This is a genomic window from Myxococcales bacterium, from assembly GCA_016703425.1.
Classification (GTDB): Bacteria; Myxococcota_A; Polyangia; order Polyangiales; family Polyangiaceae; genus JADJCA01.
In genome coordinates this window covers 545,881-562,581 of sequence record JADJCA010000002.1, presented here as the reverse complement: position 1 = coordinate 562,581, position 16,701 = coordinate 545,881, and the positions used below count along the sequence as shown (strand labels likewise).

17 protein-coding genes are annotated in these 16,701 nt (G+C 69.1%); 9 read left to right on the top strand and 8 right to left on the bottom strand.

Annotated elements, in window-relative coordinates; genetic code table 11:
* Positions 1 to 321 precede the first annotated feature (321 nt).
* From IPG50_08700 to IPG50_08680, 5 genes are all read right to left on the bottom strand, one after another.
* Positions 322 to 1,341: a FecR domain-containing protein gene (locus IPG50_08700; GenBank protein MBK6692269.1), complete on the bottom strand. Its 1,020-nt coding sequence runs from the start codon at positions 1,339 to 1,341 to the stop codon at positions 322 to 324.
* On the bottom strand, positions 1,338 to 1,964 hold the full coding sequence (locus IPG50_08695) for an RNA polymerase sigma factor (GenBank protein MBK6692268.1): 627 nt from the start codon (positions 1,962 to 1,964) through the stop codon (positions 1,338 to 1,340). The genes IPG50_08700 and IPG50_08695 overlap by 4 nt, the downstream gene beginning before the upstream one ends.
* 131 nt (positions 1,965 to 2,095) lie before the next feature.
* A complete protein-coding gene (locus IPG50_08690) occupies positions 2,096 to 3,631 on the bottom strand; it encodes a hypothetical protein (protein ID MBK6692267.1) in 1,536 nt (511 codons plus the stop codon).
* A gap of 217 nt (positions 3,632 to 3,848) precedes the next feature.
* Positions 3,849 to 4,907 (bottom strand): ABC transporter permease, encoded by a 1,059-nt coding sequence (locus IPG50_08685; GenBank protein MBK6692266.1) that lies wholly within the window; start codon positions 4,905 to 4,907, stop codon positions 3,849 to 3,851.
* A complete protein-coding gene (locus tag IPG50_08680; protein MBK6692265.1) occupies positions 4,900 to 5,832 on the bottom strand; it encodes an ABC transporter ATP-binding protein in 933 nt (310 codons plus the stop codon). The genes IPG50_08685 and IPG50_08680 overlap by 8 nt, the downstream gene beginning before the upstream one ends.
* 157 nt (positions 5,833 to 5,989) lie before the next feature.
* Here IPG50_08680 and IPG50_08675 point away from each other — a divergent pair, with 157 nt between their 5' ends.
* The 7 genes from IPG50_08675 to IPG50_08645 all read left to right on the top strand — a co-directional run bounded on the left by IPG50_08675 (position 5,990) and on the right by IPG50_08645 (position 11,384).
* Entirely contained in the window at positions 5,990 to 6,544 is a 555-nt protein-coding gene (locus tag IPG50_08675) for a hypothetical protein (GenBank protein ID MBK6692264.1), read from the top strand.
* A 90-nt stretch (positions 6,545 to 6,634) separates the two neighbouring features.
* Positions 6,635 to 7,555 carry a Grx4 family monothiol glutaredoxin gene (grxD, locus tag IPG50_08670; protein ID MBK6692263.1) on the top strand — a complete coding sequence of 307 codons (921 nt, stop codon included), beginning with the start codon at positions 6,635 to 6,637 and terminating at the stop codon, positions 7,553 to 7,555.
* A 76-nt stretch (positions 7,556 to 7,631) separates the two neighbouring features.
* Positions 7,632 to 7,889, top strand: coding sequence for a BolA family transcriptional regulator (locus IPG50_08665; protein MBK6692262.1), 258 nt, complete (start codon positions 7,632 to 7,634; stop codon positions 7,887 to 7,889).
* Positions 7,889 to 9,190, top strand: coding sequence for a hypothetical protein (locus IPG50_08660; protein ID MBK6692261.1), 1,302 nt, complete (start codon positions 7,889 to 7,891; stop codon positions 9,188 to 9,190). Before IPG50_08665 ends, IPG50_08660 begins: the two co-directional genes overlap by 1 nt.
* Positions 9,191 to 9,228: 38 nt before the next feature.
* Positions 9,229 to 10,305, top strand: coding sequence for an AI-2E family transporter (locus IPG50_08655; protein MBK6692260.1), 1,077 nt, complete (start codon positions 9,229 to 9,231; stop codon positions 10,303 to 10,305).
* 54 nt (positions 10,306 to 10,359) lie between these two features.
* Entirely contained in the window at positions 10,360 to 10,611 is a 252-nt protein-coding gene (locus IPG50_08650) for a hypothetical protein (protein MBK6692259.1), read from the top strand.
* Positions 10,612 to 10,622: 11 nt separating this feature from the next.
* Positions 10,623 to 11,384, top strand: a complete 762-nt coding sequence (locus IPG50_08645; GenBank protein ID MBK6692258.1) for a hypothetical protein — start codon at positions 10,623 to 10,625, stop codon at positions 11,382 to 11,384.
* On the opposite strand, the gene maiA is transcribed toward IPG50_08645, so the two are convergent.
* A complete protein-coding gene (maiA, locus tag IPG50_08640; protein ID MBK6692257.1) occupies positions 11,365 to 13,323 on the bottom strand; it encodes a maleylacetoacetate isomerase in 1,959 nt (652 codons plus the stop codon). The genes IPG50_08645 and maiA overlap by 20 nt on opposite strands.
* A gap of 119 nt (positions 13,324 to 13,442) precedes the next feature.
* Here maiA and IPG50_08635 point away from each other — a divergent pair, with 119 nt between their 5' ends.
* Both IPG50_08635 and IPG50_08630 read left to right on the top strand, forming a co-directional pair.
* Positions 13,443 to 14,060, top strand: a complete 618-nt coding sequence (locus IPG50_08635; GenBank protein ID MBK6692256.1) for a hypothetical protein — start codon at positions 13,443 to 13,445, stop codon at positions 14,058 to 14,060.
* A 134-nt stretch (positions 14,061 to 14,194) separates the two neighbouring features.
* On the top strand, positions 14,195 to 14,752 hold the full coding sequence (locus tag IPG50_08630) for a hypothetical protein (GenBank protein ID MBK6692255.1): 558 nt from the start codon (positions 14,195 to 14,197) through the stop codon (positions 14,750 to 14,752).
* Between the two features lie 28 nt (positions 14,753 to 14,780).
* Here the strand turns inward: IPG50_08630 and IPG50_08625 are convergent, their stop codons facing one another.
* Both IPG50_08625 and IPG50_08620 read right to left on the bottom strand, forming a co-directional pair.
* Positions 14,781 to 15,650, bottom strand: coding sequence for a hypothetical protein (locus IPG50_08625; protein ID MBK6692254.1), 870 nt, complete (start codon positions 15,648 to 15,650; stop codon positions 14,781 to 14,783).
* Positions 15,650 to 16,684, bottom strand: a complete 1,035-nt coding sequence (locus IPG50_08620) for a hypothetical protein (protein MBK6692253.1) — start codon at positions 16,682 to 16,684, stop codon at positions 15,650 to 15,652. The genes IPG50_08625 and IPG50_08620 overlap by 1 nt, the downstream gene beginning before the upstream one ends.
* Between the last annotated feature and the right edge of the window lie 17 nt (positions 16,685 to 16,701).

The following is a 16,701-nucleotide window of genomic DNA, read 5'->3' as shown; positions in this document are numbered from 1 at the left end:
GCTTGCGACGCTGATCCACGAGACGGCGTCCGCGTGGTTGACCGCCGCGTGCTTTCGCGCCGAAGCCTCCGCATCGGCAGCCGGCGGAGCACGCTCGACGGAGCGCACGACCTCGACGTCCCACGCCGCGAGCGCCGAGAAGACCGCGCTCGTCGAGACCTCGTCGGCGCCGACGAGCACGATGCGGCGCCCGCCGTCGGAACTCGCCGTGCGCGCCACGAACATCGCCGCAAGGAGGAGACCCGCCGAGACCCGCACCGACGCACCATACCGAAGGGAGCGCCGACGCGAGAAGTCAATCCGTCGTCCGCCTTCGGTGGTCTAGCGCAACTTGACGCGGAGCTCGCGCGCGTCGGCGGCGTTCATGCCGGTTGGATATTTGGCGAGGTACTCGTCAGCGAGGCGCCGCGCCTCGCCGCTCCTCCCGCGGCTCGCCTCGAGGCGAGCCAACGCGAAGAGGGCGTTCGGCGCCCACGGGCCCGTGCCACCGGCGAGGGTGCGGTAGCCGCGCGCGGCGCCTTCCGGGTCGCTTCGTTCGAGGCGAGCGGCCTGTTCGTATTGTTCACGCGGCGTCGCCGGGGCCGAGAGAGGCGCGTCGTCGAGCTCTCGCACGATGCCACCGTCGCTTGCTCGCTTGCTTCCCAAAGCGCGCGCGCGGCGCCCCGTCCCGTGAGGCGCCGCGGGCGCGGCCTCGCGCTCTTTGGGTTGCGGAACGGTGGCCTCGGTTTCGGTCTCGCCCCCGCCTTTCGCGGACGGTGCGACCGGCACGAGCGCGGCTTCGTTTTGTGTGAAGCGCTCCCCGTCGCGAAGGACGCGTGAGGTGCCGCCGCCGGTCACTTCTACGACGCCGTGCTCGACCTCGACGTTGGCACCAGCGCCGGCGCGCGTGACTCGGAACTCGGTGCCGACGACGCGCACGCGCACGTTGCCAGCCTGCACCACGTACGCCGGTCTACCGCTGCGCGGCGCGACGTTGCATGAGACGGTTCCGCGATCGAGCACCAGAAGCACGCCGCGCTTCGCGTCGCCATCGACGACGATCGCGCTCTCCTTCGCGACCCGGATGACCGAGTCGCCAACGGTGAGGGTCGATTCGCCGTCGCCGGTCTGCACGTGCGAGACGGGGATCTCGCGCTCCGCACCCGCGAAGGTGCGGACGCCCACGAAAGCGGCGACGGAGGCCGCGACGGCGAACGAGCCGGCGAGGAGCCAGCCGCGCCGTGGAGCTTTCTTTCGCGGCGGAGCGACGGGCGCCGTCTCGGCGTCGAGCTCGGAAAAGACGCCGCGCTCGATGCGATTCCATCGAGCCTCGCTCAGCGGTTCAACGGGCGGGATTCTCACAGCGCACCCCCGTCCTCTTCCGGCGCGCGCGCGGTGGTCTTCGCGGCGCCATCCCCGAGCATACCCGCAAGAACGGGATCGCGCCGCGCCGCGGCCTCAAGCGCTCGCCTCGCACGAAACACTCGGGTCTTCGTCGCCACCAAGGTGGCGTCCATGGCGGCGGCGACTTCGAGCAGCGGTCGCCCGTCGAGAACGTGGAGCGAAAATGCGACGCGCAGCTTCTCGTCCATCTTGTCGAGCGCCGCGTAGAGATGCCGCGCCGCTTCGCGGGCCAGCGCGCGCTCTTCGGCGTCGGCGTCGTCGGCGGCCATCTCCGGGACCACTTCGAGCGACGGTTGCCCGCGGCGCGCCCTTATGTGGGAGAAGGCCACGCGAACGGCGATGCGGTCGATCCAAGTGGATAGCTTGGCTTCTCCGCGGAAAGTCGGCAGGGCACGGAAGGCCGCGATGAAGGTTTCCTGAAGCAGGTCATCCATGTGTTGGTTCGAGCCGAGGATGCGATAGAGGGTGGCGTGGACGTGCCTGCGCTCTCGTTGAAAGAGCTCTCGTTGCGCAGCGCGGTCCCCGAGGGTGCACCTCTCGGCGAGCTTGAGATCGGGCGATGGCGTGACCTCCGCGGTCATAAGGGCGGGGAGGATACCGCGGGGCGGCTCGTCATGGGTCGAGGGGCGCGAGCTAATCTCGCGCCCCTTTAAGCTGTCCGGAACAAAGGCGAGCAAAGGTTCGACGCTGTCTTTCGCTTGCGCGGGGGTGCTCAGAAGAGAGGGATCTGACACGTTGAGGCGACGCAACGGAGGCTCGTGCGGCAGTCGGCGCTCACGGCGCACGCACCGCCGATGTCGGAGCTGAGAGTCCCCGCGTTCGTCCCGTCGGCGGAGCCGCCGGCAGCGCCCGCACCTCCACCGGCCGGCGCGCCGGGGCTCGCCGCCGCGCCTCCCGCTGCGCCAGCGCCGCCGCTGGCACCGACGCCGACGAAGACGGAGCTGTTGATGAGCTTGATGAGCCCGAGGTTTGCGGCGGAGCCCCCGGAGACCTTCGCCCAGAAGCTCATTCCACCGATGGCGTTTCCGGTGCCGCCCACGAGGCCGCCGGTGCCCGCCGCTCCCGCGCCGCCCGGTGCCACGCCGCCCGCCGCGGAGCCGCCGCTGCTCGGCGTTCCCGGCGCGCCTGCCGACGAGCCGCCCGCACCTGCGGCGCCGCCCGCTTGACCAGCGGTGCCGCCTGTCGCGCCGCCCGCGGGCGTTCCCGTCGAACCGTTCGCCGCCCCACCCGCGCCGGCTGCTCCGCCGCTCGCACCGCCAGGGCTCGTGCCCCTCGACGGACATGACTCGACCTCGCTGTCGGGGCTGTCGTCGGGCTCGACGCCTGCGCACGTGTGTTCCGTCGTTGCCGCCGCGGCGGGGCTCCCCGCCTTGCAGACGTGCGCGTCGTCCTTGTCGCAAGGCACGCTGCTCGAGGAGGACGAGCCCGCGCCTTGGGCGAGCGCGCTGGGAGGAACGTCGCCTTCGCAATAGCGCATGTCGAGGTGATCAGTCTCCACGGACCCGTCGGCGTTCTTCCACGTGACGAAGACGCGGTCGCGGCCTGTGGCCTTGTTGCCGTCGTGATCGCAGTCGGCTTGCGTCGTCGTGAACGGCGTATTCGCGAGGAGCTCGGCGAGTCGCCAGCTGCCGCCGTCGGATTTGACGTCGAGGATCGCGGCGGGCAGCGCGCCCTTCTCGCGGAAGGAGTCGCTGAGGCGGTAGAGGCCGCCGAGGGGAATCTTCGCGTCGTAGGGAAGGTCGGCCTTGGTGCGCGAGGCACTGCACTCGGCCGCGAGCGCCGGCGCCTCCGACGGCGACGACGACGACGAGACCGCGCCGCCCGACGACGCACCGGCTTCGGTCTTGCCCGAGCCGGAGCCCCCGCCAGAGCCCGAGCCGCCGGAGAGCGGCACGACGCCTGCGGCGAGACCCTTCGACCAGAGGATGCGAGAGACGACCTCGAAGCGACCGGCGCGCGTCGTGTTCGCGAGCATGAGGCGGTACGTATCCCCTTGCGGGACCTTCACGGAGAAGGCGCCCTTCGCACCGACGGGCGCGATGAGCGTGCGACCGGCGCGGTTTTGCGCGACGACCACCGCGTTGTCGAGCGCTAGGCCGAAGCTCTTGACGTCGATGGTCCCGGTCAGCTCCCGCTCGGTGCTGTCGTTCGTCGCCTCCTCATTGGCGCCCGAGCACGCGGCAAGGCCGACGGGCAGAAGCGCGAGGGAGAGGAAGAGCGAGCGCGGGAGCTTGTTGGTTCGTGACATGCGGGCCTCCATCGCTCTCTCAGTGGGGAGGGCGCAGGCCGAGGATGCAGAAAAAACTCAGTCGCCGATCGATTTGTATCGATTCGATATTGTTCGCAAAAATGGCCTCTCCAAAGCGCCCACCTGGTGCCATTCTTCGCCCCTTGGGCGAGTTCTTGCCTCTCTCGCTGGACGATTCCACGGGCGCCGGAAGGCGCGCACGATGGGACCGGTCGTCCTAGCGCCAACGAAACAATCGAAGCGCGAGGACGAACGCCGAGAGGCCCCAAAGACCGACGACGCCCATGGGCTTCGCGAGCCAGGTGATGCCGCGACCGTCGAGCATGACGCCGCGAAGCGCGTCGATGAGCGCCGTCAGAGGCAACGCCCCGATGATCGGCTGGCTCCAGCTTGGGAAGTTCTCGCTCGAGAAGAACACGCCGGAGCAGAGGAGCATCGGAAAGGAGATGACGTTGATCAAACCCGAGACCACCTGTGGGTTTTCGGCTCGCGATGCTACGAGCAAGCCGAGCATCGCGAAGGTCAGCGCCCCAGTCAGCGCAACCAGTGCCACGAGCGCCAAGGAGCCGCGCACGGGCACGCCCCACACGAAGGAGGCGAACAACAACAGGGGAGGGAGCTCGACGGCCACAAGGGCGGCTCGCACGACGAGAAACGACGCCAAGAAGTCTGAGCGACGCATCGGGGTCGCCACGAGTCGCTTGAGGAGCTTCTTGGAGCGCATCTCGGCGAGCGAAAAGCCAATGCCCCAGAGACCGCTCGACATGAGACCCATGCCGATGAGGCCGGGGATCAAGAAATCGATGTAACGTGCACCGGCTTCGGTGACGCGCTCTTCCGTCGTGGCGACGAGGTCGCGGCGCCCGCGCGCACGCTCCAGCGCATCGACCACGAGCGCGCGGCCGAGACGGCTCTCGGGCCGCGAAGGATCGTAGCGAAGGTGCGCCGCGGAGCCGTCGTCGTGCGACGCGGTGACCATCACCGACACGCGACCCGAGAACAGGGCTCGCTCCGCTTCCGGCGCCGGCAGGAGCCGGGGGCGAACCTCGCTCGACGCGCGAAGGGCTTCTACGAGAGCGGGCGCGCCGGGACCTTCCGCCACCACGACCTCGGCCGGCTGAGGCGGACGCGAGCGAAAGGCGGCGCCCAACACGACGGACATGAGAATCGGAAATACGAAGGTCCAGAAGAGTGTCCCCGGCTCGCGCCAGAACAAACGCAGCCGCGCGAGTGACAGCTCGCGCAAGGCCGCCCAACGTACCGCGCCGTCAGTCACGGAGCTGCCTCCCCGTGAGGCTCACGAAGACGTCTTCGAGCGTGGCCTCGTGGGTGGCGAGCCTCGTCAGCGTGAGGCCCAGCTCGGCGGCGCGTGCGACGAGCGCCGGCAAGGTCACGTGGAGATCGCTCGTGCGGAGCGTGGCCTCCTCGCCGCGCCGGGTGACGTGGCTCACGGCCGGCAGCGCTTCGAGGGCGCCTTCGGGCCAAGGGCCGCTGCTCGTCACGTCGGCGAAGTGGGCGCCCTGTCCGCCGTTGAGCGCTCGCTTCAGCTCTGCCGGCGAGCCAAGGGCGATGCACTTTCCTCGGTCGATGATCGCCACGCGGTCGCAGAGGCGGTCGGCCTCGTCCATGTAGTGCGTGGTCAGAAGGACGGTGCCGCCAGACGCCTTTTGCGCGTCAAGCACGTCCCAGAGGGAGCGGCGCGACTGCGGATCGAGTCCCGTGGTTGGTTCATCGAGGAACAAGAGCTGAGGCTTGCCCACGAGCGCGCAAGCGACAGCCAGTCGTTGGCGCTGGCCGCCCGACAGGGTCTCGGCGCGAGCGTGCTCCTTCTCGCGGAGCGCCACCACGTCGAGGAGCTCGTCCGCGCCGCGCCCCGTCGAGAAGAACGAGCGAAAGAGCTCGAGGAGCTCACGCACTGTGAGCTTCTCGGGGAATCGCGTCTCCTGGAGCGACACGCCGACGCGCTCACGAAGCCACCGCTCGTCGGTCTCCCAGGTCCGGCCGAACAATTCGACGGCGCCGCTCGTGGCAGCGGTGAGGCCGAGGAGGATCTCGAGCGTCGTCGTCTTGCCGGCACCGTTGGGGCCCAAGAGGCCGAAACACTCGCCGCGCCGCACCTCGAGGTCGAGGCCGCGCACCGCTACGACCGAGCCGAAGACTTTAACGAGGCTGCGGCAGGAAATGGCCGGCGGCTCGCTCATGCGCGTCAACGTACCGTTTTTTGCTGAACGCCGGTCACGCGGGTCGCCCCCGGGAGACACCGCGGGACGGGAGTCCTTCGATTTGCAGGGAGAAAATCGGTGAATAATTTTGGAGGGTACTTGCAACCTTCACGTACTGCGTCAAGGTTGCCTCGTCATGCGAAGCGCCGACGAAACACCGACGTCCTCTCGTCCGCGGGGGCAAGCCTTCCGCGCGGCGGCGCCGCTCGGTGAGTTTGGCGAGGCGCTCGAGCAGGTCGTGAATCGCATCGACCTCGTCGACACGTTGGCCGAACGCGAGCGCGTCTTTGGCGATCTCCTCGTCGATCTGGCCGGTGACGGCTCGCCCGAACGGCGCCCGCCGGAGTCAGGCACCACGGCCATCGGCCCGCTCGGCCCTTCCACGCAGCGCGCCATCCGAACCCTCGATCCGCGTGAGCCGTCCCTCGAGCCGACGCGACTTGATCTGTTCGTCGCGCCGGCAGCGCCTGAGGCCGCCCCTCGCGATGCCGCGTCGCCCTCGCCACGCGTTCAGTTTCCGCCTTCCTATCGAACGCGCGTTGGCCCGTATTTCGTTCCCCGTGACCCTGCCACCGAGCCCTCCCTGTCGGTCGACGACGTGGACGCAGCCGAGGTTGTCCCGTCGTCGCGTCCCCGTTCCTTCTGGTCGCGGTTGCGGAAGCGCGTCCGTCGCATCTTCCACCCTTCTTGAGGGGGCTCCTTCTGTGCGCTTGGCTGCGGGCCTGGCTGGCGCGCGGCCGCCGCCTCTTTTGTCCCGCTCGATTGACGCTATAGAGGCGTCATGTCCGAAGTTCATCAGAAGATCGCTGGCCTCGTGGCCGCGCACCCCGTCGTCCTCTTCATGAAGGGTTCGCGGCGATTCCCTCAATGTGGATTTTCTGGCCGCGTCGTATCGATCCTCGACCAGGTGTTGCCCGGCTACGAGACCGTGAACGTGCTGAGCGATCCCGCGCTTCGCGATGGCATCAAGGCCTTCTCCGAGTGGCCGACGATTCCCCAGCTCTACGTCAAAGGGAAGTTCGTCGGCGGCGCCGACATCGTGACGGAGATGTTCGAGAGCGGTGAGCTCAAGGAGCTGCTCGGCGACCTGGCCGCGCCGGCGGCGCCCGCAAAGGCGCCCAGCGTGACGCTCACGGAGGCCGCTGCGAAGGCCTTCGCCGATGCCAAGGAGAGCGCCGACGACGTCGTTCGCCTGACCGTCGACGCCCAGTTCAAGGTCGACCTCTTCTTCGACGCGAAACAGCCCGACGACTTCGTCGTCGCCGCGGCGGGCATCACGCTCGTCGTCGACGCGGCCACGGCGCGTCGCGCCGACGGCATCCGGATTGACTTCGTCGCTGGGGAAAATGGCGGCTTTCGCATCGACAACCCCAACGAGCCTCCGCGCGTCCGTCCCCTCGGCGTCGTCGAGCTGAAGGCCATGTTGGAACGCGGCGAGAAGCTCGCCCTCTTCGACGTTCGCACGCCGCCGGAGCGGGCCATCGTGAAGATCGCCGGCGACGTGTTCCTCGACGAGGCGGGCCTCGCGCACCTCGAGGGCCTCTCGCGCGACACGCCGGTGGTCTTCTATTGCCACCACGGCGGTCGGAGTCGCTCCGCGGCGGAGCGCTTCCTTTCCATGGGCTTTGTCCGCGTCTACAACGTGGAGGGTGGCGTTGACGCGTGGGCCCGCACCGTCGACCCGTCGCTCGCCACGTATTGAGCGGGCGCCTTGTTGGGGGCATTCGCCTCGTGAAATGCATCTCGAGCGGCGCGCCTCCGCGGTATAGAGAGGCTCGATGAGCGATCACCCGACGAACTTCCAGGGCTCCATCCCCGACGCGATTCGCGATGCCATCGTCGCCAAGTTGGCCGATGCGCGCGTGACCGTGGCGGGTGGCGGAGGGCACTTCACCATCGAGGTGGTCTCGGCGGCCTTTCAAGGCCTCGGCCGCGTCGATTCGCAGCGGCTCGTCTATGGCGCGATCGCCCACCTGATGGCGGGCGACATGGCGCCGGTGCACGCCGTCGACAGCCTCAAGACGAAGACTCCGTGATGCGCTCGGCTCCGCGCCTTTGGGCCAGCGCCATGCTCGCCGCCACCGTGAGCCTCACCGCCTGCGGCGGACCCAGCAAGCTCGTCTCGAGCGCGGAGGGGCCGTCGACGACGCGTGGGCCGTTGGCCGCGCTGCCGGCGAGGACGCCCTTCGCCTTGCGCATCGCGCTGCGTCGACTCAGAGGCACCGCCCTCGGTGACGCGATGCCCAGTCTGGCTCGCGAGACGAAGGCCTCGGATGCGTACGGCGCGTGGATGCGCGCGTGCAAGGTGGCGCCCATCGATGCCTTCCACGAAGTGCTCGTGGCCATGGGCCAAGACGAGCTGCTCATCGCCGCCGAGCTCGCCATGAGCGCCGATGAGGCCCTCCGCTGCATGCGGCAGACCTTCGGCGGCAAGGACGCGAACTTTCAGGAGCGTCCGGCGATTCGCCTCGAGCGCGGAAAAGAGGCGTCGCCGCTCTTCATCACCATCCAAGGGCAGCTGCTCCTCGTCGGCGACGAAGCTTCGCTGGCGGAAGCTGTGGAGCTCGTAGGCAGCGCGCGTCCTCTCGCCGCGTGCCTCGACCTGGGCGCGGAGGCCTTCTTGGTGGGCTGCGGAGCCTCGCCCGCGCTGGTCGCCAAGGACGTCAAGGTGCTGATGCGCTCGAGCGGCGCCGGCTTCGCCGCCGAGGCGACGTTGCAATTCGATGACGCGACGAGCGCCAAGGAGCTCGGTGAGCGCGTCGACGCGGGAAAGAAGGCTGCGGCGCATGAGCCGAAGTTCGTTCGCGATGCGCTCGACACCCTCAAGGTGACGATGCGCGGTACCGCGGCCGAGGTTCGCGCCGGAACGCAGGGCGACGGCGTCGCGCAAGCGGGTTACCTCGTGGCGCTGGCGACGGGCGCGCGCCGAGCGTTGTGGGAGCAAGAGGCGCGGGCCCTCGCCGAAGAGGCTCGCGTCAACGTCGCGGCGTTGGCCGAAGCGCTGCGCAAGAACGCGCCGGAGAAACCGCGCGTCACCGGGCCCATCTTCCCCGTAGCGCCGCCGCCCTCGCCAGAGAAGATCCCGCGCGCGGCGCTCCACACGCCGCTCGACACCGACTTCGCGCACGCCACGTGGACGGCCCTCGGCTTCGCGCCCAAAGGTCCGCTTCGCTACCAATACGAGCTGTTCGTCTCGCAAGACCGCCGCCGCGCCATCGCGCGCGCCCGCGGTGATCTCGATGGCAACGGTCGGAACTCGCTCTTCGAGATCGTCGTCGAGGCCAAGGGCGGCGCCATCGTCGTTTCGCCCATGAAGGTCCTCGAAGAAACAGAGTAGCGGCAGCGCGCTCCTCGTTCACGTAGGCTCAGCGCCCCATGGCGAGCTCTACGCGACCCCCGATGCAGAGCGAGCCGCCCGACGTGCTTCGGCAGAAGAGGCATCGCGCGCTCGGCGTCTTGGCCATCGTCGCCGCCCTCGTGCTCGTCCGCATCGCAGCGCCTTTCGGTGTGGGCCTCTTCATCGGCGCGTTGCTCGGTTTTTCGCTTCAACCGGCCTACGGCGCGCTGCGGCGCCGGCACTTGAGCGCAGGCTTTTCGTCGCTCTTGTGCGCCGTCGGGGCGGCCCTTGTGGTCTCCGCGACGCTTGTGGGCGTGATGATCCTCTTCGTGTCGCGGGGCCTTCGCGTGCTCTCGGCGCTGCCCGACGAGCTTGGGCCCCAGGGCAGCTTGGGGCGCTTCGTGACCGAGTTGACGCGGATGCTGACCGTCATGCACACCCCCGTGACCGACGTCTCCGCGACGCTCCAAGCCGAGGCGGTCTCGATGGGAGGGCGCGTCGCGGGCTGGGCCGCTGACGTTGCCACATGGACCTTCGGGACGCTCCTCGCGCTCTTCTTCATGACGCTGTCGACGTATTTCGTGCTCCGCCACTGGGGTGATCTCGCGCGGCATATGGAGGAGCTCTTGCCGTTCGAGCGACGGCACACGCACGAGCTCCTCAATCAGTTTCGGCGCGCCGGCCGACAGGTGCTCTTGGGGACCGTTCTTACGGGCATCATTCAAGGGATGTTCGCGGCCGTCGGCTACCGCATCGTCGGCGTTCCCGAGCCTGGCTTCTGGGGCGTCGTTACCGCGCTCGCGTCCCTGGTGCCGGCCGTCGGCACGCTGCTCGTCTGGGTTCCCATCGGCATCTTCAAGATCGCCACGGGGCACCCGGTGCTCGGGGCCACCTTGCTCATCTACAGCGCGCTCACGGTGGGGCTCATCTCTGACTACGTCATCCGTCCGCGCCTCGTGGGCCGCGAGCCCGGCGTCCCGACGGTCCTCACGTTCATCGCGCTCTTCGGCGGCGTCGAGGTGTTCGGCGTCGTGGGGCTCGTGCTGGGGCCCGTGCTGGTCACGCTCTCGGTGGCTGTATTGCGCACGTATCAGGAGAGCTTGCGGGCGGGCTGAGGCGGGCTCGCGGGGCCTCCCGAGGTCGGCTAGCATCGCTTGGTGCGTAGCCGCGTGACTTTGGCATTCCTGGCGGCGGGCTCGGCGGCGTGTTCAGCGCTCATCGGGTTCGAGGCCTTTGTTGGGCCCAACGATGGAGTCGTCGACGCCGGCCTCGTGCAAGACGCCAGTGCCTCGGGCGACACGGGAGCTCCCGTGGATGCGGCGTCGGGTGAAGGCGCCGTGGAGACGGAGGCCCCCGATCGTCCTCCCTCGACGCCCAGTCCTTCGCCGATGCCACGGTCGTTCCCCCCGACGCGGCGCTAGGGCCAGGCCAAATGACGCTCCTCGAGGTGCCGGGCTCGTTCAAGGTCTCCTTGGCCGCGGACTGCAACACGTTGGTGGCACGACTCTGGGGGGCCGGCGGCGCGCGCTCCGGCAACAACGATCTCGGCGGCCCCGGCGGGTACGCGGAAGGGTCGTTCGCCGTGCAGCAGACCGAGTCTGTCGACGTGCGAGTCGGCGCCGCCGGCGGCGTGGCGATCGCCACCTTCCGCGGCGGCGACCCGGGCACTGGGCTTGGGACGCCGGCCGGCGGCGGTGGCGGCTTCAGCGAGCTCCGAGCGAAAAGCGCGATGTTGCTCCTTGCCGGCGGCGGTGGTGGTGCTTGCGCTTCGTCGGCGGGCGGCGCCGGTGGCGGCGCTGCCGGCACCGCGGGGACCGGTCCGTCGGCGGGGCAGGGCGGCACCCAGGATGGGGGCGGAAGTGGCGCTGGGGCACCCGGCGGCGCCGGCGGGGCAGGGGGCGCGTTTTTCGGTGGGGTCGGTAGCGATTCTAACGCGCCGAACGGCGACGTCTCCCCTGGCGGCGGCGGCGGCGCGGGGCTGTTCGGCGGCGGGGGCGGGGGTGCCGCGGGTGGTGGTGCTCCCTGTGGCGGAGGGGGCGGAGGCTCTGGTTTCGTTGCCGTCGGCCTCGTCGGGAGCGGGCAAACGCTGGCGGGCGCAAACGGCGAGCCACCGAATCCCAGCGAGCCCGCCCGCATGGTCCGCGAGGCCGGCGTGAGCGATCGGCCCGGTCTCGTTATTCTCGCGTGCCAGTAGCCAGAGGCTCGTGCGCGCGCGCGGCTGCGCGCTCGACGAGCTCCTTCGGAAACGCCGGTCCGGCGTCGCTCTTGAAGTCGACCTCGTTCAAGAACGACGTGAACGCGAAATACGAGCGCAGCGTGTCGTGGCGCTTGAGCCAACGCGGCAAGAGCCGCGGCGCTTCGAGCACGCCCTCCGCGCGCAGCCACAAGAGCGCTTCGACATCCGCGATGGCGATGCGCCCCGAGACGAGGATCTCGCCCACCACGGGCGTTGGGAACACGAGGCTCGAGCGCAAGAAGGTGTACACGTCGAGGAGGCCCGAGAGGTACGACGCGTCTTTGGTGAAGGGCGCGCCGCCCGTCGTGAGCCCGCCGCGGCAAACGCGCTGCGCGTCGAGGAAGGCGTCGCGCTCCGGCACGCCGAGCTTCACGAGATGACGGAACAGGTCGAGGAACGACGCGCCGTCTTCGGCCATGGCCACGAGCCGAACGCGCTCCGCGAGGCGACCAAGGCGCCGCGGCGTGAGCGTGTGACTGTAGAGCTCTGAGAAGACGGCGAGGCCCTCTTGCGTCCGCGTGGTGCGGGGACCGCCGGCGCGGAGGAGAGGGAACGCGCGCTGCGCGGCACCGTTTTGCGCCGTGAGCGCGTGGGTCTCGATCTCGTGGAAGAAGAGCCCCTCGGCCTCCGTTCGCTCGAAGCGCGCGCCGTCGCGCACGCGCATGCGCTTGCGCCCGCAAACGACCTTCGCGGCTAGATCGGGGTCGCGCTCGATCTTCATCTCGAGCGAGCCACCGAGCTCGTCGAGCCTCTCCTCCATGAGATCGGTGAAGTCCGAGGCCTCGAGCATGACTTCGTCTTCGCTGCGGCTCGGCTCCGCGAGGCGCGCGTGGAGATGGTTCGCGAGGTGAAGGTTGGTCGTGTCGGCGTCGAAGGCCGTGGTGCGCGCCCCGCCGTAGATGCGCACCGAGTGGGCATAGAAATCCCTCGTGCCGACCGCGAGCAACATGCGGTTCGCGTCGATGAAGCTCTCGCACTGATCGCGGAGCCACCGCAAAAGGACGTGGTCGCCTTGTAACTCGCCGAGGAGTGCCGTGGCGTTCGCGATGGACTCCTCGCAGAAGCTCGTGTCGATGTCGTAGGAAGGCTCCGGCAGGCGCTCCGCGTTGGCCGCGAAGAACGCTTCCTCCACCTCGCGGGACCAGCCGATGGACTCGAGGAAGCGCGTCCGCTGCGCGATGGGCTCGAGGACCTCGAGGGCGCGCGTAAGGATCGCGTCGCGCGCGTCGGGCGAGAGGTCGTCGTGCCTCGCTTTCGGGGCGTCGGCTTGCCGGTCCGGTGCGGCGACGGCCACGAAGGGGAGCGAGAGCGCGTGTTCGGCTGCGGCGCGAACGCGCGGAAACTTCGAGAGGTCGACGCCGAATCGCTTGGCGCTGAACACCTGCGGGACGAGGAAGACGTCGGCCGCCGTGAAGGTGTCGCCGTAGGCGAAGCGCCCGCGGACGCCGAGCGTTTCGTTCTGCTCCATCGCGCGCTCGAAGGCCTCTAGCCCGTGCTCGTTCCAGTGTTTCGCCCAGGCGGTCTTCTCCTCTTGCTCGCTTGTATGGCGCGCCAAGACGCGGAGGTTCTGGAGCGGCTGGGTGCCGGCGTTGATGAGCTCGACGAGGGCCCGCACACGCGCCCGATCCCACGCCTCTTTGGGGTAGAGCGGCGGCGTCGGGTGGAGCTCTTCGAGCAGCTCGACGATGGCCACCGACTCGACGTAAGGGCGCCCTTCGATCTCGAGGCACGGCACGTTGCCAGCGGGGCTCCGCGCGAGGTGCGCGTCCGAACTCTGCTCCTTTTTGAGCAGGTTCACGTAGACGGAGCGGTATCGAATCCCCTTGAAAGCCAGCGCGATGCGCACGCGGTACGACGAGGACGACCGAAAGTAGTGATAGAGGACGACGTCGCTCACGGGCACTTATCGTAGTCGTGGCGTCGCTCCCGAGGGCGGACTTCCGCAAGGGGCGGTCGAAAGTGTTTGCCGCGATGAAGCCCTTCGCGCGACGCTGCCCTATCGCGGGAGGCGAGCGCGTGGAGAAAAAAGGGAAAGTCCAGAAGACCGAGCGACTGCTGGGGAAGCTCACGGCCGCTGCGGGTCACGTGTTCCTCGTCGGGGATTCGGGAGAGCTCGAAGCGTTCTTGGCGGCGCATTCGCCGGAGGATCGCGGTCGGCTCGCCATCGAGAAGATCGGCCGCGGGAAGACCGGACTTCGCCCCTTCGAAGACGCTGGCTTCAAGTTCGCCGTCTGTTCGTTCTTTCCCGCTTCCGAGGTGATGCTCCTCTCGAGCGACACGGCGGGCCTTCACTTGGTGCCGGCGCAGGTCGACAAGTGGCGTGTGACGCTGGCCATGCCGACGCTCACCGAGGTGATCCTCGCGGAGTTCGGTTCGAAACCGACGATGACCGCGTCCGTGAGCGTGCCTTCAGGCGTGCTCTCCGTCGTCCGGGTCTTTCCTGCGTGGCGTCACGAGAGCCCGCCGCTCGGCGACGAGGAGCGCGCGGCGCTGGGGCGTGGCGGCCAGCACGGAACGAAGCTCGTCATGTTCTTGGAGCCCGGCGAGCACGAGCTGACGTTTGAGCGGCTGTCGCGGGCCGAAGAGTGGGGCACCATTTCGGGGCGGGTCGCGATCCGACGAGCGGCGACGTAAAGGCGTTCCCCGCTGCGCGTGAAAAGCCCCCTCGTTGTCCTGACTTGCACGATCCGGGGGCAGTGCAACGACGCGCGCCAATGGCCGCGATTTGCGCTCTTCTGAGGTGGCATGGCGTCTGCAGGGCTTGGGGCATGGCCGCGAAGCACCTCCTCCTGGCGACGCTGGTCGCTGGCGGACTCGTCGCGTGTGGCGACGCTCGCGTGCCCGACGGTGCGACGCAATCGGCGCTGAGCGCCGTGTACGCAGACCCCGCAGCGTGCCGACGTCCGATTGTGGACGATTGCTCGTTCTACCGCGAGTGTCTCGAGTCCGAGCGCCCCTGCGGCGCCGACGGCTACGCGCTCGCCTTCGGTGAGCGCATGTGTCGCGTGTACCTCGACCAGGCGTCGGAGTTTTCGCCAGCGGGGCAGACCTGGCTACGGGCCGTCCGCTCGTGTCTCCAAAACGAGCTCGTGCCTGAACTCGAAGCTCGGACGACGTGCGATGCCCTCGAGGACCGCGCCTACTCGTCCCATGCGCGTTGCTACACGCGGCCCGAGCACTCCATCTGCGACCTCGACGCAAAAGATCGCGTCACGCTCCTTCGCGTCACCGGCAGCGAACTCTTCACGTCGCGCTCCCTTGGGCAGGTGAAAGAGGTCCTCGCGGCGTGCCTCAAGAGCTCGTCCGCGCCGCTCGACGGCGCGTGAGGACGACGGGGCGCGCCGTGGCCTTGGCCTACTGGAGCACGAGGTCGGCGGGGCTCCGCGGGGCGAGCTTGCACTTCTCGACAGGATTGCCTGACTTGTGGGCGTAGCCCACGATCGACGCGTACTTCTGGTTGAGCCCCGAGGGGAACGGTGACAGTCCAGCCTCGTTGGCGACGAAGCTCGACACGATCAGCGTGTCCGCGCTGGCGTCGCCTTGGGCTTTCACCGTGAACTCGGTGTTCACCGTTGCCACGATCGTGACGACGTTCGTCATCTTCACGAGCATCGACTGCAGTTGCGCGGCGCGTCCCGTAGCGGTGCAGTCGCTGAGCTCGGCGAGCGTGACATTGAGCGGGGCGGGCACGCCTCCCGAGCCGGTCTTGGCGTACGAGTTGCCCTTCCCCGTGACCTGAAGTTGGTCGGCGCCCTGGTAATTGGAGTAGTTCCCGGTGGCGGTGACCACGTCGCCAACGGCGACGGTAACGGCGTTCCCACCGGTGTACGCGTAGACGCCTGCCCACACGGTCTGCGAGGTGTCGCGGAGGTAGAAGCCGCGGTTGGTGCCGACGTCGTCGAGGCCAACGACAAGGCCCGTTACTGTCACGCGAGCACCGTAGACAGGGTGCCCGACGGCGGAAGGATTGCGCAGCGTGGGGATGGATACCACGACGCCGGGCGCCGCCTGATCGGCCACCGACGCGTCGCTCGCGTCCTTCCCTTGTGCGGCGTCGTCCTCGATGCCACCTTCCGAGGTGTCCGCGTCGGTGCGCCGTGCGTCTTCACCGCCAGTGAACGACCCCGCGTCGTCGACGATGAGGTGTCCCTCGTCGATGCCCAAGACGGCGTTGCACGCGGCGGCCGCCACGGCCGCGATCACGAGAAAGACGAGAGCGCGCATCAAAAGGCTCCTTGGAGCGACAAGGTTGCGTCGTGGCGCGAGGCGCTCGGAGAAAGGCGCAAGCTCGCAGCTTTGCGTTCGCGGCTTGGGGCCACGAGAAACATCGTGATGCCTCCCGCGGCGAGCACGCCGCCGGCGACGACGAACACCGTCGCGAGCGTGCCCGCGCTGCGGGCGTCGTTTCTTAGCGAAAGCCCCGCGGCGGTGCACTCGTTCTTCGTGCAGCCGCCGTTAAGTGAATCGTCGTACGACGACTTCGCTTGGGCCGCGAAGACGCCGCCGACGCCGAGGGCGACTACGCCAATGCCGGCCGTGACGAGGCCCCCAACCTTCAGGGGGTTCGTCGAGCCCTCGGGCCCAGGCGCCGGCGCCGCGGCGGGTTCCGGTGGTGTCGCCGGCGCGGGGGCGGGGGTGGGCGTGGGCGTGGGCGTCGTTTGCGGCGCTGGCGCCGCCGCTTCGGGGCGCGAGGGCAACTCGGGGATCGTGACCGTCACCGCGGCCCCGTCAGTGCCCGCTTCAACGGTCGTGGACCAGGGCGCACGTCCGGGAGCCGAAGCCACGACGACGTGTCGGCCTGGCTCCACAGGCACCGGGACCCCAATCGAGGCCGCGCTCAGCTGAAGGTCGTCGACTTTGAGCGACAGGTCCGGCGCGGCGGCGCCTTGGAGGACGATGTTCAACTTGGGCACGAGCTTGTCGACGCGCGCGAACTCGGCTTCGACGCGCGCGAGGCGTGCGTCGCCCTGGGCCCGGGCGAGGTTCTGCGCCTGCAGCCAGCGGGCTCGTGCGTTGACCAGGCGACCAAGCTTCTCTTCGCACTCGCCGCTCTTCGCGAGCGTTCCAACCTTCGCGTCGAGGCGAGCGCTCTCGGCGAGCTTCGGGCAGGCCGCAGCGTGGTTCCCGGCTGCCATGAGGTCGCGCCCGGCGTTGAAGAGGTCGGTCGCCAAGGCCGCGTCGGCTCCCTGAGCACCTGCATCCTGCACGAAAAGCAACGCAGCAATAACGAGCGACGTGCCGACGACGCGGGTTCTCATTGGGGCCGATCCTACGA